Below are 19,753 nucleotides of genomic sequence, written 5' to 3' on the forward strand. Positions count from 1 at the left end.
AACGCAGTATCGGGCCCGCCGGTACAGTGGCGGGGTCGCGCGGCCGACGGCCGCGACGGGCACCCACCACCGACGAGGGCCGCAGGGCCACGAGGAGTACACATGCCGGCGATCGTGCTGGTCGGAGCCCAGTGGGGCGACGAGGGCAAGGGCAAGGCCACCGATCTCATGGGCCGCGACGTCGACTACGTCGTGAAGTTCAACGGCGGCAACAACGCCGGCCACACCGTGGTCATCGACGGCGAGAAGTACGCCCTGCACCTGCTGCCCTCGGGCATCCTGTCGCCGAACTGCACGCCGGTCATCGGCAACGGCGTCGTCGTCGACCTCGCCGTGCTCTTCGAGGAGCTCGAGGGCCTCACCGCCCGCGGCGTCGACGTGAGCAAGCTGCGGATCAGCGCCAACGCGCACGTCATCGCGCCGTACAACCGCACCCTCGACAAGGTGACCGAGCGCTTCCTCGGGTCGCGCAAGATCGGCACGACCGGCCGCGGCATCGGCCCGACCTACGCCGACAAGATGAACCGCACCGGCATCCGCGTGCAGGACATCTTCGACGAGTCGATCCTGCGCCAGAAGGTCGAGGCCGCGCTCGCGCTGAAGAACCAGGTGCTCGTCAAGGTCTACAACACCCGTGGCGCCGAGGTGGACCGCGTCGTCGAGGAGCTGCGCTCCTACGCCGACCGCCTCGCCCCGATGGTCGGCGACACGACCCTCGAGCTGGAGAAGGCGCTCGACGCCGGCCAGAACGTCTTGCTCGAGGCCGGGCAGGCGACCCTGCTCGACATCGACCACGGCACCTACCCCTTCGTCACCTCCTCCTCGGCGACGGCCGGCGGCGCGTGCACCGGGTCGGGCATCCCCCCGACCCGCGTCAGCCGCGTCATCGCGATCCTCAAGGCGTACACGACCCGCGTCGGCGAGGGCCCCTTCCCCACCGAGCTCTTCGACGACGACGGCGAGTTCCTGCGCAAGACCGGGCACGAGTACGGCACGACGACCGGGCGCCCGCGCCGCTGCGGCTGGGTCGACACCGTCATCGGGCGGTACGCGACGCGGATCAACGGCGTCACCGACTTCGTCGTCACCAAGCTCGACGTCCTCACGGGCCTGGAGCAGGTGCCGATCTGCGTGGCCTACGACGTCGACGGCGTGCGTCACGACGAGATGCCGGTGAGCCAGAGCGACTTCCACCACGCGACGCCCATCTACGAGACGATGCCGGGCTGGTGGGAGGACATCAGCGGCTGCCGCACCTTCGAGGAGCTGCCCCAGGCGGCGCAGGACTACGTGCTGCGCGTCGAGGAGCTCATCGGCGCCCGCGTCTCGGCGATCGGCGTCGGGCCGGCCCGCGACGAGATCATCCAGCGCCACCCCCTGCTCGACAGCTGACCGCCGGGCGCCCGCCCCACGACGCGGCGGGCGTCAGGCGCGGTCGTCGTGCGCCAGGGCCGCCCCGAGCTGGAAGCGGGTGTGCACCTGGTAGTCGTCCATGAGGCCGGCGACCCGCCGACGCACGGTGCGCAGCGCGACCCCCAGGTGGCGGGCGATGGCCTCGTCCTTGTAGCCGAGCGCGAGCAGCTCGACGATGCGCTGGTCGACCGGTGCGCCGTGGTCGCGCGTCGGTGTCGCGCTCCACACGTGGTCGAACCAGCCCTGGAAGGCCCCGATGAGCACGGGGTTGCGGATGACGAGGTAGGCCGAGCCGGGGTCGCCCCACGTCGAGGGGGTCACCACGACCTCGTCGCCGAAGATCGCGAACTCGTGCTCGAAGGTCTCGACGACGTGCTGCTCCTGCCCGGCGTTGCGCAGCGCGTCGAGGCGGCGGGTGCTGTCGGCCACGTCGATGACGGCCCGGGTGTAGATCGTGCGCTGACGCTGGCCGTCCCGGGCCCGGTCGAGCGCGTGGCTCGCGTGCTCGACGTCGGTCACCGCACCCACCTCGCCGTCGAGGAAGACGCTGTCGACCTGTCCGACCGACATCGCGATCCGTCCGAGGACCGGCGCAGCGACGGGCTGCTCGAGCACCTCGACGCCCAGGCGCACCGGGGAGTCCTCCGTCGCGACCTGGCTGCGCAGCGCGAGGAGCGCGTCACCGAGGTCGGCCAGCTCGTCACGTCGTCGGCCGAGCCGCTCGAGCTCGGAGGCGAGCATGGACTCCAGGCGCTGCAACGGGGAACGGGGGCCGATGCCGGGCACGTCTGTCATCATAGTGCCAGTGTCATCTCGATGCCGAAAAGCGGGGTGCGTCAGGCGAGAAGTCGTGCACAATACAACTCATCGGGAGCACATCACCGGTTGCGGATCAGGGGACTTCTGCAGACGGTGTCGCTCCGGTACATGTCCACAGGGGGTGGCGTGTACCAGCAGGACCCGTGTCCACAGGGGGTGGCGCGGGCCCGGGGCCCGGCTCCGGTCGTCATCGACCGGGCCGGGCCCCTTGCTGCGTCCCGGGGCTGTACTGAGCCCCCGGCACGACGAAGGGGGACCCCGGCGGGGTCCCCCTTCGCGCTGCTCTACGGTCGGCTCAGCCGAGCAGCTCGCGGGCTGCCTCGGGGGAGCTGTCGGAGAGGAAGGTGCGGCAGCGCTCCTCCTCGTCGACCTCGCCGATCGCGTCGGCGGCCCGGGTGAGCGCGGCCAGCGCGCGCAGGAAGCCGCGGTTGGGCTCGTGGCTCCACGGGACGGGTCCCTGGCCGCGCCAGCCGCTGCGCCGCAGCGAGTCGAGCGCGCGGTGGTACCCGGTGCGGGCGTAGGCGTAGGCCTCGACCCGGTGGCCGTCGTCGAGGGCCTCCTCGGCGAGGACGGCCCAGGCCAGCGAGGACGTCGGGTGCGCCGCGGCGACGTCGGCCGCGGGCGCGCCGTCGGCGAGCAGCCCGGCGGCCGGGTCCTCGGGCAGGTAGGTCTCGGGGATGCCGAGGAGGTTCTCGCCCGCCACGTCAGGCCTTGACCGACGTGCCGGCGGAGCGCAGGTTCTCGCACGCGGTGACGATCCGCGCGGCCATCGCGGCCTCGGCCTCCTTGCCCCAGGCGCGGGGGTCGTACTGCTTCTTGTTGCCGACCTCGCCGTCGACCTTGAGCACGCCCTCGTAGTTCTTCATCATGTAGCCGACGACCGGCCGGGTGAAGGCGTACTGGGTGTCGGTGTCGACGTTCATCTTCACGACGCCGAAGTCGACGGCGTCGGAGATCTCCTGGGCCGTCGAGCCGGAGCCGCCGTGGAAGACGAGGTCGAGCGGGCGCTCGCCCTTGTCGGACCCGTACTTCGCGACGATCGCGTCCTGGCACTGCTTGAGGATCTCGGGGCGCAGCTTGACGTTGCCCGGCTTGTACACGCCGTGGACGTTGCCGAAGGTCAGCGCGGCCATGTACCGGCCCTGCTCGCCCAGACCGAGCGCCTCCACGGTCGCGAGGGCGTCCTCGGGGGTCGTGTAGAGCTGGTCGTTGATCTCGTTGGCGACACCGTCCTCCTCGCCGCCGACGACACCGATCTCGACCTCGAGGATGATGTCGGCCGCCGCGGCCAGGGCGAGCAGCTCCTGGGCGATCTCGAGGTTCTCCTCGAGCGGCACGGCAGAGCCGTCCCACATGTGCGACTGGAAGATCGGGGTGCCGAAGGTGTCCTTGTGCTCCTGGCTCGCGGCGAGCAGCGGGCGCACGAAGCCGTCGAGCTTGTCCTTGGGGCAGTGGTCGGTGTGCAGCGCGATGTTGACGTCGTAGTTCTTCGCGACCTCGCGGGCGTAGGCGGCCAGGGCGAGCGAGCCGGTGACCATGTCCTTGACCGTCGGGCCGGAGAGGTACTCCGCGCCGCCGGTGGAGACCTGGACGATGCCGTCGGAGCCGGCCTCGGCGAAGCCGCGGATCGCGGCGTTGAGGGTCTGGCTGGACGTGACGTTGATGGCCGGGTACGCGAAGGAGCCTGCCTTCGCGCGGTCGAGCATGTCCCGGTAGACCTCAGGGGTGGCGATGGGCATGGCGTCGTGCTCCTTGTCAGCGATGTGTGGTCCTGCCCACGATCCTTCCACGTCGCCCCGCCACGCCGCTCCCCTGCCCGTCAGGTGCCCGAAGGGGGACCCGGCGGGCCCGGGTCAGGCCGGCTCGAGCTCGAGCGAGCCCAGCACCTGGTAGAGCTCGTCGACCCGCGTGGAGGGCAGGTCGGTGACCGGCGCCTCGGTGAGCAGCACGACGGCGAAGGTGTCGGGCGAGCCCTCGGGCTGGTGGAGGAAGGTCATGATCCCCGTGTCGCCCTCGGCGCCCCCGCCGTCGTCGACGAGCACGGTGAAGGTGCGACCAGCGACGTCGACCGTCGTCTGCTGGACGGTCGAGTCCTCCTCGGCGAGCTCGCGGTAGTCCAGCTCGCTGTCGACGAGGTCCATCCCGGGCTTGCCGCCGACGACGAGCTGGAAGGCGGTGCCGTCGTCGTCGCACCGCGCGCTCGAGGGCTTCGTCGCCTCGTAGCAGTCCGCGGGCAGGCGCCAGCTGATGCTCGACGCCGCCCCCTCGAGCGTGACGTCGGAGCGGGCCTCGTCGAGCCGGTCGTCGCCCGGGGCGTCGAGCGGCACGGTCGGGCTGCCCGGCGCGGGGATCGCCGACGAGGACGACGACGCGGGTGGCTGGGAGGACCCGGCGTCCTGCGCGTCGCCCCGCCGCAGCCGGCGAGGAGGGCGACGGCGGCGAGGGCGGTCGCCGCACGGGTCGAGGACGTGGTGATCACGAAGGGGCTCCTGGCGACGTCGGGGGTGGCCGGGTCACCGTAGACGAGCCGGGGCGCGAGGTATCGACCTGCCCGCCGCCTGCCCGTCACGGCGCGACCAGGAGCGCCTCAGAGACCGGCCTGCCAGGCCACGATGCGCTCGACCGCCTCGGCGACGGCCTCGGGCCCGGCGGCCAGGCTGAGCCGGACGTGGCGGTCGCCGGCGCGCTCGTCGAAGTCACCGCCCGGGGTGACGGCGACGCCGGTCGCCTCGAGCAGCGCCGCGGCGTAGGCGGCGGAGTCGGGCCAGCGCTCCAGCTGCGGCCCGAGGTCGGCGTAGTAGTAGAAGGCACCGTCGGCCGGGGCCGCCTCGCCCCAGCCCAGCCGCGGTGCGAGCTCGAGCAGCACCTCGCGGGTGCGCGCGAAGCCGGCCACCGCCTCCTCGCACTCGAGCAGCGCCTCGTCGGTGAGCGCGCTGAGCGCGGCCATCTGCGCCGGCGCGGGCGGGCACAGGGCGATGTTGCCGGCGAGCGCGTCGACCGGCCCGACGAGGTCGTGCGGCACGACGGCCCAGCCGAGCCGCCACCCGGTCATCCCCCAGTACTTGCTGAAGGAGCTGATGACGACCGCGTCGTCGTCGACCTCGAGCGCGCACACGCCGCGGGGGTCGGGCGCACCCGGCTCGGGGTAGGTGATGCCGTGGTAGATCTCGTCGCTCACGAGGCGCACGCCGTGCTCGGTGCACCACCGGGCGATCGCGGTGAGCTCGGCGCGGCCGATCATCGTGCCCGTCGGGTTCGCCGGCGAGGCGAGGACGAGCCCGGCGAGCGGCTGGCGGGCGTGCACCTCCGCGAGCTGCTCGACGGTCGGCTGGTAGCGCACCTCCGGCCCGCAGTCGAGGTCGACGACCTCGCAGCCGAGCCCGCTGAGGATGTTGCGGTACGCCGGGTACCCGGGGCGGGCGAGGGCGACCCGGTCGCCCTGGTCGAAGGCGGCGAGGAAGGTCAGCACGAAGGCCCCCGAGCTGCCCGTCGTCACCGCGACCCGCTCGGCCGGCACGTCCAGCCCGTACCAGTCGCGGTAGTGCTGGGCGATGGCGCTGCGCAGCTCGGTCAGGCCGAGAGCCGGTGTGTACGTGAGGGGCTCGCGCGACTCGTGGATCGCGGCGGCAGCCCGCGAGACCGCGGTCGGCGCGCCCCCGGCCGGCTCGCCCGCGCACAGCGAGATGACGTCACGCCCCTCCTCGCGCATCCGGGCGACCCGGGCGAGGACCTCCATGACCTCGAAGGGGGTGACCTGGCTGCGACGCGACGGTGACGGCCTCGACATGGGGTCATCCTCCACCTTCGCCCGGATCGAGCGAGCGCCGCATCCACCCGGATCGAGGTGCCGTGCGTCTGACCCGGTGAGAGGGTGACCGGGTCAGGGGCGAAGGGGTGTCGATGGAGCAGGACCAGGAGGCGTTCACCGCCTTCGTCCGCGAGCGGTCGACGGCGCTGCTGCGCACGGCCTACCTGCTGACGGGCGACCGCGCCGACGCCGAGGACCTGCTGCAGGAGGCGCTCGTCGCCCTCGCCCGGCACTGGAGACGGGTGGCCCGCGAGGGCAACCCCGAGGCCTACGTCCGCACGGCCCTGCACACCCGAGCGATCGACGGCTGGCGACGGCGCTCGGTGCGCCCGAGGGTCGTCGGTGAGCCGAGCGAGCACACCCCGCTCGAGGGTGACGCGTACTCCGAGGCCGCTGCCCGGCTCACCCTCGCTGACGCGCTCGCCCGGCTGACACCGCGCCAGCGGGCCGTGCTGGTGCTGCGCTTCTACGAGCAGCACACCGAGGTCGAGACCGCGCGGGTGCTCGGCTGCTCGACGAGCACCGTGAAGTCTCAGACCCGGCACGCGCTGGCCCGGCTGCGTACGCTCGCGCCCGAGCTGGCGCAGACCTTCGACCGTGAGGAGGTGCGGCGATGAGCACCTCGCTGCACGACGCGCTCGCCGAGCTCGCCGACGACATCGTGCCCGAGGACGTGCCGGGCGGGCTCGCCGAGAGCGCCTGGTCCATGGCGCGGGTAGAGCGTCGTCGCTCGCTGAGCCGCCGCTCGGTCGCGCTGCTCGCCGCGGCCGCGGTCACCGTGCTCCTCGCGTGGGTCTCCTTCGGCGGGGTGTCGCGGGTCGACACCCTGCCGGCGGCGCCGACCGGGCCGGTCGGGTACCCCGAGCGGGTCCGCTTCCAGGCCGACCCGCCCCAGCTGCCCCTGCGCTCCGGCCCGGTCGCGGGGCTCATCTCGGTGGGTGTGGACGACGAGGCCGCCGCGGCGGACGACGCCCCGATCGGCTACCCGGTGGTCAACGGCGGGAGCTCTTGGCAGGCCGTGCTGCCGAGCGGCGAGCTGCGCAGCCTCGACGACGTCATCCCCGCCGGGGACCTCCGGCCCGACCAGGCCAGCGAGATCCTCGATCCCGTCGCGCTCTCCCCCGACGGGACGAAGATCGCCGCCGTGCGCCACACCGCGACGGTCCTCTCGGACTCGATGTCGAGGGATTCGAGCTATGACCTCCACATCCACGACCTCTCGACCGGTGAGCACCACGTCGTCGAGGGCCGACGGATCGGTCTGAGGTACGACCTGTACGACCTCGCATGGAGCCCGGACGCCAGCAGTGTCGCCGTCCGGCTCGGTGACAGCGGGGGCCTCGCCGTCGTCGGGGCGGACGGCGCGATCCGGAGTGCGATCACCAACGCGTCGCACGAGCGGTATGCGAAGGGATCGAGGACGGTCTTCCTCGCCGGGTGGACCGACGACGACACGGTGCTCCTCGCGACGCTCTCGGCTCGCAGCCGGGCGGTATGGCCCACGCAGGCCGACGCCGCGACGGGACGGATGACCCACCTGCCGCACCAGCCGGGCAAGGACACGTCCGGCTACGGCAACGGCGGGTACGGCTCACCGAAGGTCACCGTCTACGACGGGTCCCTCGCCGTCGCCACCAACGCCTCGAAGATCTCGCGCTGGAGCATCTACCGCGACCTCACCCGGACCGGCGAGCGCGGGACGCTGGAGTGCTGCCGTCATACCGAGCGCTCGACCGGCGAGGACGACACGTGGTACGGGCAGATCTACGACGTCGGCGACTCCATGGCGGTCGTCGGCAGCTCCGGTGCAGGCCACGTGTGGCTCGGTGACCCGGCCGACGTCACGCAGCGACGCACCCTCACCGTCGTCGACCCCTCGCTCGGCGGGACCTACGTCATCGCCCCCGAGGTCTACGCACAGGGGCGGGCGAGCCGTTCGCCCTTCGGCACCTGGGACGCAGCCATCGCCTGGCACCCGTGGTGGTCTGTCCTCATCGCCGTCGCATCGGTGCTCGTCGTGTGGTGGGTCCTGAGCAACGACTCTCGCCCGGTCAGGCCTCCATGGCGAGAGCGCCGGCGAAGCCGAGCATGACGACACCGGTGCCACCGTCGACGCCGCGGCGCACCCGGGAGCGCTGCAGCGCCCCCTTCGCCCGGTCGGCCGCGAGGACGACGCCGAGCAGGACGACCGCCCCGAGCGCGACGAGGGTCATCGCGTAGATCGCGAAGGTGAGCGCCGAGGCCTTCGCGCCGACGAACTGCGGCAGCACGGCGAGGTTGAACATCAGCACCTTGGGGTTGGTGATGTTGCTGAGGAAGCCCGAGCGCAGCTCGCGCCACGGGCGGCGGGCGCGCGGGCGCAGCCCCTCGACCTGCCAGCCCTCGCCGCGGCGCAGGGCCGCGCGGATCGCGACCGAGCCGAGGTAGACGAGGTAGGCGACGCCCGCCCAGCGGATCGCCTCGAAGACCGGCTCGGCGTGCGCGATGACCGCGCCGAGACCGGCGGCGGCGAGCAGCCCCTGCACGGTGCCGGCGAGGCAGATGCCGATCGCCGTCCACGTCCCCCGACCCCGACCGCCGACGACGGTGTTGCGCAGGGTGAGGAAGGTGTCGGGCCCCGGCGCGAGGGCGACGAGAGCGGCGAAGGCGACGAAGGACAGGTACTGGCTCACCGACGGAGCGTAGGGCCGCCCGAGCCCGCCGCACCAGAGATGTCAGGTATTCGGACTCAGGCGGGGCGGGTCCCCCTTCGCCAGGCTCGAGGGCATGACCACGCACACCGTCAGCCGCCTCGTCGAGGCGACGCCGCAGACCCGCAACCGGGTCGTCGATCTCTACCGGGCCGTCGCCATCACGGTCGTCGTCCTCGGTCACTGGCTCATGGCAGCGGTCGTCGTCCGCGACGGCGACGTCAGCCTCGTCAACACCCTCGAGCGGGTGCCGGTCCTCCAGGGGCTCACCTGGGTCTTCCAGGTCATGCCCCTCTTCTTCCTCGTCGGCGGCTACGCGAACGCCACGTCGTGGCGCTCCGCGCGGGCGAAGGGGGCGACCTGGGCCGGGTGGCAGCGGGCCCGGCTGCGGCGCCTCATGACCCCGGTCGTGCCCCTGCTCCTCACCTGGCTCGTCATGGTGAGCGTCGCGCACGCCGCCGGGGTGCCCGCCGACCTGCTGCGCACCGCGTCGCAGACGGCGCTCGTGCCGACGTGGTTCCTCGCGGCCTACGTCCTCGTCGTCGCCGTCACCCCGGTGACCCTGCGGCTGTGGGAGCGCCTCGGCTGGTGGAGCGTGCTCGGCGGTCTGACGCTCGGGGGACTCGTCGACTACGTCTCGATCAGCACCGGTCAGGTGCTCGTCGGCTTCGTCAACTACCTCGTCGTCTGGGCGACGGTGCACCAGCTCGGCTACGCCTGGCGCGACGGGCGCCTCGACGGCACCGGCCGCCGGCTCGGCCTCTCGCTCGTCGGGCTCGTCGGCGTGACGACCCTCGTCGCGCTCGGGCCCTACCCGCTGTCGATGATCGGCATCGGCGGCGAGGTCGAGAACTCCTACCCGACGCGCATCACGATGGCTCTGCTCGGCATGGCCCAGATCGGGCTCGCCCTGCTCGCCGAGGCCCCGCTGCAGCGCTGGCTGCAGCGTCGCGGGCCGTGGACGGCGACGGTCGCGGTCAACGCCCGGATCATGACGCTCTACCTGTGGCACCTCACGGCGATGGTCGTCGTCGTCGGGGTCGGCGTGCTCCTCGGCGGGCCGGGGATGGACATCGATCCGGGCACGGCGCAGTGGTGGCAGACCCGTCCGGTCTGGGTCGCCGTGCTCGCCGCGGTGACCTTCGCCCTCGTCGCCGGGCTCGGGCGGCTCGAGGACCCGCCGGCCGAGACGCGGCCCGCCCCGCGCACCTGGCAGCCGCTCCTCGCGACGGTCGCCGTCTGCGGCGGGCTCGCCGTCATGGCGAGGTCGGGGATCGTCGGTGACGACGGCGTCCAGTGGGTGTGGCCCCTGCTGCCCGTCGCCGGGCTCGTCGCGACGCGGGTGATCCCCCTTCGCCGGCGGGCCGGGATCTGAGCCGACCGCGACCCGGGCAGACCACGCAGAGCGCCGGTGCCGTCGTGTGACGGCACCGGCGCGCGCGGCGGTACGGCGTCGGCCGGCCGTCGAACCCCTCCGCGGTCATGCCCTCGTCGCCTGCCCTGGCCGCACGAGTGAGCCCCCTGTGCTCGCCCACACGGTCAGGGCTCCAGGATCGGCGCCGCAGGAGGATCGGTCGAGGTGGCGAATGCGCCACCTCGGCTCCACCACGCCGCGAGCTGCGAGCGGCTCGCGCACCCGACCCGCTCGAAGAGGTCCTCGACGTGCTTGCGCACGGTGCGCTCCGAGATCGACAGCCTGCGACCGATCTGCGCGTTCGTCAGCCCACGGGCGACGAGGACGACGACCTCGAGCTGGCGCGGGGTCAGCCGCACCTCGTCCGGCCCGCCCGACCAGTCCGAGCGCGGCTGCGCCGGGTCGGCGAGGCCGACGAGGCGGCGGCGCAGGAGCACGGCGTCGTGCACGGCGGCCCGCACCCCCTCGACGACCTCGAGCGCCGCGTCGTCGAAGTCGTGGGTCTGGCGCCACAGGCACACCAGCGTCATCGTCGTCGGCCCGCTCCCGAGCGTCGCGGCTGCCTGGTAGCGCATCCCGCGCGGCGCGAGCAGCTCCTCGTAGACCTGCGACCCCCAGACGTCCTCGGGCACGACGCACTCGGTCATCCGGGTGGTCAGCGTCGGCCGGCTCGCGAGGTACCGGGCGTAGGGGTGGGTCGGGAGCAGCTCCCGCCACCGCGCACGCTCGGTCTCGGTGAGGTCGTCGCCGTGCACGAGGACCCGCGGCACCGGGTGCACGAGGTCGAGGCCGAGGTCGACCGACAGGGTCGTCGTGTCGGCGCCGACGTGCCGCGCGAGCAGGGCCAGGAGGTCGGGCCCGACGTCGTCGCCGTCGACGACGGCGTGGGCGATCTCAGCGGTCTCGCGCACCAGCGCGGCGCGCCGGGCGTACGGGTCGGCCACCATCGACGGCCCCCTCCGGGCCGGGGCCACCCCTCCGCGGCCCGCCTCCGCCCAGCATCCCACCGGCGTGCGACCCGTGACCGCGTGCGGCACCCGCGATCCCGTCCACCGAGAGGTCGCGAAGGGGTCGCCGCGAGTTCGTCACGTATCTCCCCCTTCGGGCGGTTTGGTGTGATAAGGGGAGTCGTGGGTAGGGTGCCACCCGCCGCGATCCCCTGCGACGGCCACGCCACACACCAGAAGGGCACGACCTCGTGTCAGAGACGACATACCAGCTCATCGCCATCGCGATCTACTTCGCCGCGATGCTGAGCATCGGCTACTACGCCTACACCCGCACGCGGAACATCGACGGCTACATGCTCGCCGAGCGCGGGCTGCGCCCCTCGGTCGCCGCCCTGTCCGCGAACGCCTCGGACATGTCCGGCTGGCTGCTCATGGGTCTGCCCGGAGCCATCTACACCTCGGGGCTCATCGAGGCATGGATCGCCATCGGCCTGACCATCGGCGCCTACCTCAACTGGACCTTCGTCGCGCCCCGGCTGCGCGCCTACACCGAGATCGCCGGCGACTCGATCACGATCCCGAGCTTCTTCGAGCGCCGCACGCGCGACACGACGCGGCTGCTGCGCGTCGTCGCCGCCCTCGTCATCCTCGTCTTCTTCACCTTCTACGTGTCCTCGGGCATGGTCGCCGCCGGCAAGTTCTTCGAGAGCTCCTTCGGCTGGGGCTACCTCAGCGGGATGGTCCTCGTCGCAGTGATCACCCTCGCCTACACGCTCTTCGGCGGCTTCCTCGGCGCCACGCTCACCGACGTCGCCCAGGGCCTGCTGATGTTCGCCGCGCTCGTCGCGGTGCCGGTCGTCGCCCTCGTCAAGCTCGGCGACCTCGGTGACGTCGTCGCGCAGGCCGAGAGCGTCAACCCCGACGCCTTCAACCTCTTCACCGGCATCGACGGCGGCGCGATCGCGTGGGTCATGGGGATCATCTCCACCGCGGCGTGGGGCCTGGGCTACTTCGGGCAGCCGCACATCATCGTGCGCTTCATGGCGCTGCGCACCCCGGCCGAGGCCAAGATCGGCCGTCGCGTCGGCACGACGTGGATGGTCATCACCGCCCTCGGCGCCGTCGGCACCGCCCTCATCGGCATCGCGTACTTCGCGGGCGACCCCGCCAAGCCGATCGAGGACCCGGAGACGGTCTTCCTCCTGCTGAGCCAGATCTTCTTCCACCCGCTCATCGCCGGTCTCGTCCTGGCCGCGGTGCTCGCCGCGATCATGTCGACGATGAGCAGCCAGCTCGTCGTGTGCTCCTCGGCCCTCATCGAGGACCTCGTCAACCTCACCGGCCGCAAGGCCAGCCCTGAGCGTCTCCTCGCGTACGGCCGCCTCGGCGTCCTCGCCGTCGCGCTCGTCGCCTTCGTCCTCGCGCTCGACTCCGACTCGGCGATCCTCGAGCTCGTCGCCTTCGCGTGGGCCGGCTTCGGCGCCGCCTTCGGCCCGATCGTCCTGCTGTCGCTGTACTGGCGCCGCCTGACGGCCATGGGCGCCCTCGCCGGCATGATCACCGGCGCGGTCGTCGTCTTCGTCTGGGGCAACATCGACGCCCTCTCCGACGAGATGTACGAGATCGTCCCCGGCTTCCTCGCCGCGCTGCTCGTCGCCGTCGTCGTCAGCCGCCTCACGGCGACCGACCAGCCGGGCGTCGACGAGGAGTTCGACCAGATGATGGTCGAGCTCGACCGCCCCCGCGTCACCGTCTGAGCGCAGACCTCACGACGACGCCCTCCCCGGGTCACCCGGGGAGGGCGTCGTGCGTCACGGGGCCGTCAGCCGGAGGCGACGGGGCGCTGGTGGTGGACGTGGCGGCGCACCCACGCGTGCATGACGATCGCGGCGGCGGCCCCGGCGTTCATCGAGCGGGTCGAGCCGTGCTGACCGATCTCGACGACGTCGTCGCACACCGCGAGCATCTCCGCGGTGATGCCCGGCCCCTCCTGCCCGAGGACGAGGACGCACCCGTGGGGCAGGTCGTAGGTCTCCAGCGGCAGCGCGCCGGGCACGTTGTCGACGGCGACGAGGCGAAGGGGTGCGCCCCCCTCTCCCGCCGTCTGGGCCCACGTGTGCAGCGCCTCGGCGTCGGCGTGGTGGTGCTCGACCTGGTAGCGGTCGGTGACCATCGCGCCCCGCCTGTTCCACCGGCGTCGCCCGACGACGTGGAAGGCGGCGGCGCCGAGCGCGTTCGCCGTGCGCACGACGGAGCCGATGTTGAAGTCGTGCTCCCAGTTCTCGATGGCGACGTGGAAGCCGAGACGTCGTGTCGCGAGGTCGGCGACGATCGCGTCGTGGCTCCAGTACCGGTAGCGGTCGACGACGTTGCGCCGGTCCCCCGCCTCGAGCAGGGCCGGGTCGAGACGGTCGTCCTGCGGCCACGGGCCCTGCCACGGACCGACCCCGACCTCGCGCTCCTCGCTCACGGGGGCCCAACCTACGCGGGGCGGGCGGGTCCCCCTTCGCCCCCTCGCCCGGCGGTCCGTCCAGCGCTCTCCCAGGCCCGGACCTCTACCCTGGGTCGCGGCCCGTCCCGACCGGGACGGCCACCAACCGCGGGAAGGGCGGCATGCAACAGCTCATCGACTGGGTCCTCTCGGTCATGGAGTCCGTCGGCGGTCCGGGGATCGCGCTGGCGATCTTCCTCGAGAACGTCTTCCCGCCGATCCCGAGCGAGGTGGTCCTGCCGCTCGCGGGGTTCACCGCCGCCAACGGCGAGTACACGATCGTCGAGGCCATCGCCTGGGCCACGCTCGGCTCGGTCGCCGGCGCGCTCCTGCTGTACGCGATCGGCGCGGTCGTCGGGATGGACCGGCTGCGCCTCGTCGCCCAGAAGATGCCGCTCGTCGACGTCTCGGACGTCGACAAGGCCGACGTGTGGTTCAGCAAGCACGGGAGCAAGGCGGTCTTCTTCGGCCGGCTCATCCCCGGAATCCGCAGCCTCATCTCCATCCCCGCCGGTGTCGACCGCATGCCGATGGGGCGCTTCTTCCTCATGACCCTGGCAGGCAGCGCGCTGTGGAACACCGCCCTCGTCAGCGCCGGGTACGCGCTGGGCAGCCGCTACCACCTCGTGGAGCAGTACATCGACCCGATCAGCAAGGTCGTCTACGTCCTCATCATCGTGACCTTCCTCGTGTGGGTCGGCTTCCTCGTGCGCCGCTCGCGGCGTCGCTCGCACGACCCGGACGACCACATCGACCTCGAGGCCGGCACCGACCGCTGAGCCCAGGCCCGCCGGCTCGCCGAGGTATGGCAATCGGGCCCCGATCCGCACCGGATCGGGGCCCGTTGCCATACCTCGGCGGACGACGGGGGGCTCGCGAGGGGATATCTCGTGGCGTCGTCGCCCGGCGGCTGAGAGGGTCGGCAGATGACCGTGGCCCGCACGTGGTGGCACGCGCACAACGCCGAGCTCGAGGCGCTGACTGCCGAGGACCGGCGGTGGCTCCCCGAGGACGCCGACCTGCCCACCCACGTCCTGCAGCTTCTCGACGCCGTGGAGGCCCGCTTCGCCGCGGCGCGCACCGTCGCCGACTGGGCAGACCCGCACGACGACCCCGCGGCCCCGGGCGAGCACGCCGAGCCGCGCGAGGAGGAGTACTCACGGGTCAGCCACCCAGAGCGTCATCTTGTCGTCGGCGAGCGGGTGCAGGCCTGGGTCGACGAGCTCGTCGCCCGCGGCCTGGCGGGCCGCGAGGAGGTCCCGCCGCCCCGGCCTGCCGGTCCGTCGGAGCCGCCCCGCAGCGGTGACGGCTGGCTGCTCCGCCCCTACCTCGCGCTCGACCGGGTCGTCGTGCTCCGTCCGCACCGCGCGGGCGCGCTGCCCCTCGTCCTGGGGCAGATCGGGTCCGAGGCGGTCGTCGTCGCGGCGAGCTCGCCCGCCGTCGAGCTGGCCCTGCTCCCCGACTGCGGGTGCGACGCGTGCGACAGCGGCTCGGCCGCGCTGCTGCAGGAGGTCGACGAGGCCGTCCTGCCCGTCGTCGACGGGTCGCTGCGGGTCCGGGTCACCGCCGAGCGGGAGCAGGTCGCGAGCGCGGGCTCCGCGCGCACCGCCTCGTGGGCGCGGTCCGACACCCGGGCACGTCGACGTGCGCTCGGGCGCGGGGCGTACGAGCACGCCGGGCCCCCGTGGGACCCGGCGTGGCCGGTGCGTCGTCCTTCCCCCTTCGCCTGAGCCCTGGCTCGCCGAGGTATGGCAGACGGGCCCCGATCCTCACCGGATCGGAGCCCGTTGCCATACCTCGGCGGACGACGGGGTGACCGCCTCAGATCTCGGCGTTCCACGCCTCCTTGTAGCCCAGCTTGCCGCTCGTCTGGAGCAGCGCCCGGCGGTAGATCCGGGTGGCGACCGCGAGGACGAGGGTGGTGAGGGCGAGGAGGAGCAGGAGCGCGACGAGGGCCTGCCACCACTGCGCCTGGCCGGTGACGAGCCGCATCGGCATGAGGACCGCCGAGAAGGGCGGCAGCCAGGACAGCACCGAGGCGATCGTGCCGCTGGCGAAGATGCCGGAGAAGAAGACCGCCATGATGAGCAGGGTGACCGGCGTCGACGTCGACTGCACGTCCTCGACCCGGCTGGCCAGCGCCCCCGCCATCGCGAAGAGCGTCGCGACGAGGACGAAGCCGGCGAGGTAGAAGGCGACGTACCAGAGGATGCCCGAGGACAGCGAGGGCAGCAGCGACCCGAGGTCGGTGAGCGTGAGGCCGACGAGACCCACCCCGACGAAGAGGGCCAGCTGGCCCACGGCGAGGACGAAGTTGCCGAGGATCTTGCCGGCGAGCAGCTGGGTCACCGGCATCGACGTCGCGATGATCTCGACGATGCGCGACTGCTTCTCCTCGACGACGCTCATCGCGAGCGTCATGCCGAACATCATCGCGCTGAAGTAGAAGAGGATCGCCATGACGAAGCCGACGGCCTGCGCCAGACCGGCTCGCTCGGCGTCGCCCTTGAGCAGGGTCTGGGTGACCTCGCTCCCCTTCGTCAGCTCGGCGGTCGTCGTGCCGGCCGCCTCGGCCCGCTCGGCGAGCACCTGCTGGGCGACCCCCTCGGTGACCGCGCTCGACAGCGCGCCGTCCTGCTCGTCGTAGGCGGTGAGGGTCCACGTGCCGTTCTGCTCGTGCAGCCAGCCGTCGGCATCCCCGGACTCCAGCGCCGCGCGGGCCGCGTCGGCGTCCGGCGCGTCCGTCACCGTGATCGTCAGCTTGTCGTCGGCCTCGGCGGGCGTCGCGACCGCCTGGGCCATCGACGTCGCCTCAGGCGTCGCGACGAGGGTGACGTCGCGGTGCCGCTCGGCCTGCCAGGCCTGGAAGCCCATGAGGCCGGCGACGAGGGCGAGGGACATGAGGGTCCCGAGGATGAAGGACTTGTCCCTCAGCTTGACCATGACCTCGCGCTGGGCGACGAGGCGCCACGGAGCGGTGCGGGTGCTCATGCCGTGACCTCTCGGTAGATGTCGGACAGGGCCGGGACGACGCGGGTCAGCTCCCGCACGCCGCCGCGCTCCAGCGCGGCCCGCACGAGGGCGTCGACCCGCGGGTCGCTGCCCGTGGAGGTGGGGTCGACCCCGGCAGCGGCCCCTGTACCGCCACCGGGATCGAGCTCGATGAGGGCCGTCGGCCCGTCCACGTCGACCGTGTGGATACCGGGCAGGTCTCGGACCCAGCCGGCGTCCGACCCGAGCGTGACGCGGTACCGCTCAGGTCCGGCGGTGCGCAGCTCCGCCGAGGTGCCCTGCGCCCGGACCTGCCCCTGGGCGAGGACGACGAGGCGGTCGCACAGGCGCTCGACGAGGTCGAGCTGGTGGCTGGAGAAGAGCACCGGCACCCCGCGCGCGGTGTGCTCGCGCAGCAGGTCGGCCATCGAGTCGACGGCCTGCGGGTCCAGCCCGCTGAAGGGCTCGTCGAGGACGAGCGCGACCGGCTGCGACATCACCGCGGCGATGATCTGCACCCGCTGCTGGTTGCCCAGCGAGAGCTTCTCGACGGTGTCACCGGCGCGGTCGAGGAGCCCGAAGCGGTCGAGCAGCTCGCTCGCCTCCGTCGTCGCAGCCGCCCTGTCGGCCCCGCCGAGGGTGGCGAGGTAGACGAGCTGCTCGAGGATCTTCTGCTTCGGGTAGAGGCCGCGCTCCTCGGGCATGTACCCGAAGCGGCGGCGGTCGGCGGTCGTGATCTCGTGCTCGCCGTAGCGCACCGTGCCCTCGGAGATGCCGAGGACGCCCATGATCATGCGCATCGTCGTGGTCTTGCCGGCGCCGTTGCCGCCGACGAAGCCGGTCATCTGACCGCCCGGCACGGTGAAGCTCACGTCGTCGACGACGGCCCGGTCGCCGAAGCGGCGCGTGAGGCCCTCGACGCTGATGGAGTCAGGGGTGGAAGCCATGACCAGGACACTAGGTCGGCCCCCTGCCACGGCGGATCCACCGCGGGGGTGACCCGGGACGGCCCCGTCCTCCCCCTGAGGAGGGAGGGCTCAGCCGACGACGCCCGCCTGGTGGGCGAGCACGACGGCCTGCACCCGGTCGCGCAGCTGCAGCTTGGCCAGGACGTTGCTCACGTGGGTCTTCACCGTGGCCTCGCCGATGTAGAGCTCGCGCGAGATCTCGGAGTTCGACAGCCCGCGCCCCACCGCGACGAGCACCTCGCGCTCGCGCTCGGTGAGCACGCCGAGGTCGGGGGTGTCGCCCGACGAGGCGGCCTCGGTCGTCTCGCTCGTCACCATCGCGCTGATGACGCGGCGGGTGACCTCCGGCGCGAGGAGGGAGTGGCCGCGGCCGACGGCCCGCACGGCGTCGACGAGCTGCTCGGCCTCGGCGTTCTTCAGCAGGAAGCCGCTCGCCCCCGCCCGCAGCGCGTCGAAGAGGTAGTCGTCGCGGTCGAAGGTCGTGAGGACGACGACCTGCCCGAGGCCCTGCCGCACGATCTCGCGGGTCGCGGCGATGCCGTCCATGCCGGGCATCTGGACGTCCATGAGGACGAGGTCGGGGCGCAGCTCGGCGGCCCGCTCGACCGCCTCGGCACCGTCGCCGGCCTCGCCGACGACCTCGATGTCGGGCTCGACGCCGAGCATCATCGCGAAGCCGGCCCGGATGAGGCGCTGGTCGTCGACGAGGAGGAGCCGCAGCGGTGCCTCGTGCGTCGCCTGCTCGCTCATGCGTCTCCCCCTTCGAGCGGGACCCTGAGCCGCACACGGTAGCCGCCGGTCGCCCGCGGCCCGACCTCGACCGTGCCGCCGAGGAGCCCGGCCCGCTCGCGGATGCCCATGTGACCCAGGCCGGAGCCGGTGCTCCCGGCCCGGGCGCGACCGTCGTCGGTCACCTCGACCTCGGCGAAGGGGGAGCCCGACCGGGTCCGCACCCGCACGACGACCCGGGCGGTCCGGGCGGTCGAGTGCTTCGCGACGTTGGTCAACGCCTCCTGGGCGGTGCGGTACATGCTGTGCCCGACGGCGGCCGGCACGGCGTCGAGGGCCTCCTCGCAGTCGAGCACGACCTCGTGCTCGACGTGGAGCACCGGCCCGTCGCGCTCGGCGACGAGCCGGGCGATGTCGCCCAGGTGCGGCTCCGGGCCGCGGTGCTCCTCCTGGGTGACGACCGGCGTCGCCGTGCGCAGGGTGCGCAGCAGCGATCGCATCTGGGTGACCGCCTCGCGGCTCGAGCTCTCGATGACCCCGAGGGCGTCCGTCGCGGCGACCGGGTCGCGCTGGAGCACGCGCCGCGCGCCGGCTGCCTGGACGCCGATGACGGAGACGTGGTGGGCGACGACGTCGTGCAGCTCGCGGGCGATGCGCAGCCGCTCCTCGACGACGGCGCGCTCGCTCAGCTCCTCGGACTGCGCCGAGATCGTGCTCGCCTGGTCCTCGAGACGGGCCCGCTGCCGGCGGTTGCGCCAGGCGCTCTGGCCGACGAGGACGGCGCCGCCGAAGTAGACGACGTTGATGAGGGTCGTCAGCGCGATGCCGGCGACGATCGCGCGCGACCGGTTGGCCGGGTCGCTCCCGGCGAGCATGTCGTCGACGGCGCTGCCCACGGCGAGGCTCCAGACCAGCCAGGCGAACATCCCGACGAGCACGGCGCCGACGACGAGGACCATCTCGGAGCGCCGGCGGGCGTAGGCGACACCGGAGTAGACGACGGCGAAGTAGACGAGCTGCGTCGACAGCAGGCTCGCCATCGGGCTGGCGAAGGTCGCGATCGCCCAGTAGGCCACCGAGCCGACGACGAGCATCGTGAGCGGCCACCGGCGGCGGCCGAGCAGGAGCAGGCAGGGCCCGGCGGTGACGAGCCACTGCACCCAGACGGGGTGGTCGACGGCCTCGAGCACCCCGACCCCGCGCATGAGCTCGACGGTGAGCAGGCTGAGCACGGCGGTCCCCGCGGTGATGAGCGCGTCCTGGCGGGTCACCTCGCTCCCCGGGCGCTCCCAGGGGTCGTCGATCGCGAAGAACCGGCGCAGGGTGTCGATGAGGACCACCCCGACACCCTAGGAGAGCGCAGGTGCGCCGCGCCTCCGTCGCGAGACGGAGACACGGCGCACGGGAGCCAGCAGACGGGCGAAGGGGGTGGCCTCAGTCGTCGTCCCACTCGTCGTCGTCGCGGTCCTCGGTCTCGACG

General features: G+C 72.8%; 19 protein-coding genes. 7 read left to right on the forward strand and 12 right to left on the reverse strand.

What is annotated here, in order from left to right; all coding sequences use genetic code 11:
* Positions 1–102: 102 nt before the first annotated feature.
* The gene (locus EEW87_RS10405; protein WP_123093111.1) at positions 103–1,392 is read left to right on the forward strand and encodes an adenylosuccinate synthase; all 1,290 of its coding nucleotides are present in this window, start codon (positions 103–105) and stop codon (positions 1,390–1,392) included.
* A 33-nt stretch (positions 1,393–1,425) separates the two neighbouring features.
* Here the strand turns inward: EEW87_RS10405 and EEW87_RS10410 are convergent, their stop codons facing one another.
* From EEW87_RS10410 to EEW87_RS10430, 5 genes are all read right to left on the reverse strand, one after another.
* Positions 1,426–2,211, reverse strand: coding sequence for a helix-turn-helix transcriptional regulator (locus EEW87_RS10410; RefSeq protein ID WP_163562428.1), 786 nt, complete (start codon positions 2,209–2,211; stop codon positions 1,426–1,428).
* A gap of 316 nt (positions 2,212–2,527) precedes the next feature.
* Entirely contained in the window at positions 2,528–2,935 is a 408-nt protein-coding gene (locus EEW87_RS10415) for a DUF3151 domain-containing protein (protein ID WP_123093107.1), read from the reverse strand.
* A gap of 1 nt (position 2,936) precedes the next feature.
* Positions 2,937–3,971 (reverse strand): class II fructose-bisphosphate aldolase, encoded by a 1,035-nt coding sequence (gene fbaA, locus EEW87_RS10420; RefSeq protein WP_123093105.1) that lies wholly within the window; start codon positions 3,969–3,971, stop codon positions 2,937–2,939.
* A 114-nt stretch (positions 3,972–4,085) separates the two neighbouring features.
* Positions 4,086–4,559, reverse strand: a complete 474-nt coding sequence (locus EEW87_RS10425; protein WP_123093103.1) for a hypothetical protein — start codon at positions 4,557–4,559, stop codon at positions 4,086–4,088.
* 260 nt (positions 4,560–4,819) lie between these two features.
* Positions 4,820–6,019, reverse strand: coding sequence for an aminotransferase class I/II-fold pyridoxal phosphate-dependent enzyme (locus EEW87_RS10430; protein ID WP_123093101.1), 1,200 nt, complete (start codon positions 6,017–6,019; stop codon positions 4,820–4,822).
* Between the two features lie 113 nt (positions 6,020–6,132).
* On the opposite strand from EEW87_RS10430, the gene EEW87_RS10435 reads away from it, so the two are divergent.
* Positions 6,133–6,657, forward strand: a complete 525-nt coding sequence (locus tag EEW87_RS10435; protein WP_123093099.1) for a SigE family RNA polymerase sigma factor — start codon at positions 6,133–6,135, stop codon at positions 6,655–6,657.
* Positions 6,654–8,132 (forward strand): hypothetical protein, encoded by a 1,479-nt coding sequence (locus EEW87_RS10440; RefSeq protein WP_123093097.1) that lies wholly within the window; start codon positions 6,654–6,656, stop codon positions 8,130–8,132. Before EEW87_RS10435 ends, EEW87_RS10440 begins: the two co-directional genes overlap by 4 nt.
* Here EEW87_RS10440 and EEW87_RS10445 read toward each other — a convergent pair.
* The gene (locus tag EEW87_RS10445; RefSeq protein WP_123093095.1) at positions 8,092–8,712 is read right to left on the reverse strand and encodes a LysE family translocator; all 621 of its coding nucleotides are present in this window, start codon (positions 8,710–8,712) and stop codon (positions 8,092–8,094) included. The two genes, EEW87_RS10440 and EEW87_RS10445, sit on opposite strands and share 41 nt — an antisense overlap.
* A gap of 94 nt (positions 8,713–8,806) precedes the next feature.
* On the opposite strand from EEW87_RS10445, the gene EEW87_RS10450 reads away from it, so the two are divergent.
* The gene (locus EEW87_RS10450) at positions 8,807–10,105 is read left to right on the forward strand and encodes an acyltransferase family protein (protein WP_123093093.1); all 1,299 of its coding nucleotides are present in this window, start codon (positions 8,807–8,809) and stop codon (positions 10,103–10,105) included.
* 164 nt (positions 10,106–10,269) lie between these two features.
* Here EEW87_RS10450 and EEW87_RS10455 read toward each other — a convergent pair whose 3' ends face one another.
* Entirely contained in the window at positions 10,270–11,091 is an 822-nt protein-coding gene (locus EEW87_RS10455) for a response regulator transcription factor (RefSeq protein ID WP_123093091.1), read from the reverse strand.
* 251 nt (positions 11,092–11,342) lie between these two features.
* On the opposite strand from EEW87_RS10455, the gene putP reads away from it, so the two are divergent.
* On the forward strand, positions 11,343–12,851 hold the full coding sequence (putP, locus tag EEW87_RS10460) for a sodium/proline symporter PutP (protein WP_123093089.1): 1,509 nt from the start codon (positions 11,343–11,345) through the stop codon (positions 12,849–12,851).
* 65 nt (positions 12,852–12,916) lie between these two features.
* On the opposite strand, the gene EEW87_RS10465 is transcribed toward putP, so the two are convergent.
* On the reverse strand, positions 12,917–13,564 hold the full coding sequence (locus tag EEW87_RS10465; RefSeq protein WP_123093087.1) for a TrmH family RNA methyltransferase: 648 nt from the start codon (positions 13,562–13,564) through the stop codon (positions 12,917–12,919).
* Between the two features lie 143 nt (positions 13,565–13,707).
* Between EEW87_RS10465 and EEW87_RS10470 the strand changes: the two genes are divergently transcribed.
* A complete protein-coding gene (locus tag EEW87_RS10470; protein WP_123093085.1) occupies positions 13,708–14,364 on the forward strand; it encodes a DedA family protein in 657 nt (218 codons plus the stop codon).
* A gap of 147 nt (positions 14,365–14,511) precedes the next feature.
* Positions 14,512–15,315, forward strand: a complete 804-nt coding sequence (locus EEW87_RS10475) for a DUF6226 family protein (RefSeq protein ID WP_123093083.1) — start codon at positions 14,512–14,514, stop codon at positions 15,313–15,315.
* A 91-nt stretch (positions 15,316–15,406) separates the two neighbouring features.
* Here EEW87_RS10475 and EEW87_RS10480 read toward each other — a convergent pair whose 3' ends face one another.
* From EEW87_RS10480 to EEW87_RS10495, 4 genes are all read right to left on the reverse strand, one after another.
* The gene (locus tag EEW87_RS10480; RefSeq protein WP_123093081.1) at positions 15,407–16,576 is read right to left on the reverse strand and encodes an ABC transporter permease; all 1,170 of its coding nucleotides are present in this window, start codon (positions 16,574–16,576) and stop codon (positions 15,407–15,409) included.
* Positions 16,573–17,523, reverse strand: coding sequence for an ABC transporter ATP-binding protein (locus EEW87_RS10485; RefSeq protein ID WP_123093079.1), 951 nt, complete (start codon positions 17,521–17,523; stop codon positions 16,573–16,575). The genes EEW87_RS10480 and EEW87_RS10485 overlap by 4 nt, the downstream gene beginning before the upstream one ends.
* 90 nt (positions 17,524–17,613) lie before the next feature.
* Complete coding sequence (locus EEW87_RS10490) at positions 17,614–18,294, reverse strand: response regulator (RefSeq protein ID WP_123093132.1); 681 nt, start codon at positions 18,292–18,294, stop codon at positions 17,614–17,616.
* Positions 18,291–19,613 (reverse strand): sensor histidine kinase, encoded by a 1,323-nt coding sequence (locus EEW87_RS10495; protein ID WP_123093077.1) that lies wholly within the window; start codon positions 19,611–19,613, stop codon positions 18,291–18,293. Before EEW87_RS10495 ends, EEW87_RS10490 begins: the two co-directional genes overlap by 4 nt.
* Between the last annotated feature and the right edge of the window lie 140 nt (positions 19,614–19,753).

This window comes from Janibacter melonis, assembly GCF_003721155.3.
GTDB classification, from domain to species: Bacteria; Actinomycetota; Actinomycetes; order Actinomycetales; family Dermatophilaceae; genus Marihabitans; species Marihabitans melonis.

Coding starts and splice junctions, on each gene's coding strand:
- EEW87_RS10485 (WP_123093079.1), bottom strand. CDS start 17,523: ATGGCTTCCACCCCTGACTCCATCAGCGTCGAGGGCCTCACGCGCCGC.
- fbaA (WP_123093105.1), bottom strand. CDS start 3,971: ATGCCCATCGCCACCCCTGAGGTCTACCGGGACATGCTCGACCGCGCG.
- EEW87_RS10475 (WP_123093083.1), top strand. CDS start 14,512: ATGACCGTGGCCCGCACGTGGTGGCACGCGCACAACGCCGAGCTCGAG.
- EEW87_RS10455 (WP_123093091.1), bottom strand. CDS start 11,091: ATGGTGGCCGACCCGTACGCCCGGCGCGCCGCGCTGGTGCGCGAGACC.
- EEW87_RS10440 (WP_123093097.1), top strand. CDS start 6,654: ATGAGCACCTCGCTGCACGACGCGCTCGCCGAGCTCGCCGACGACATC.
- EEW87_RS10490 (WP_123093132.1), bottom strand. CDS start 18,294: ATGAGCGAGCAGGCGACGCACGAGGCACCGCTGCGGCTCCTCCTCGTC.
- EEW87_RS10430 (WP_123093101.1), bottom strand. CDS start 6,019: ATGTCGAGGCCGTCACCGTCGCGTCGCAGCCAGGTCACCCCCTTCGAG.
- EEW87_RS10450 (WP_123093093.1), top strand. CDS start 8,807: ATGACCACGCACACCGTCAGCCGCCTCGTCGAGGCGACGCCGCAGACC.
- EEW87_RS10480 (WP_123093081.1), bottom strand. CDS start 16,576: ATGAGCACCCGCACCGCTCCGTGGCGCCTCGTCGCCCAGCGCGAGGTC.
- EEW87_RS10470 (WP_123093085.1), top strand. CDS start 13,708: ATGCAACAGCTCATCGACTGGGTCCTCTCGGTCATGGAGTCCGTCGGC.
- EEW87_RS10410 (WP_163562428.1), bottom strand. CDS start 2,211: ATGATGACAGACGTGCCCGGCATCGGCCCCCGTTCCCCGTTGCAGCGC.
- EEW87_RS10435 (WP_123093099.1), top strand. CDS start 6,133: ATGGAGCAGGACCAGGAGGCGTTCACCGCCTTCGTCCGCGAGCGGTCG.
- EEW87_RS10405 (WP_123093111.1), top strand. CDS start 103: ATGCCGGCGATCGTGCTGGTCGGAGCCCAGTGGGGCGACGAGGGCAAG.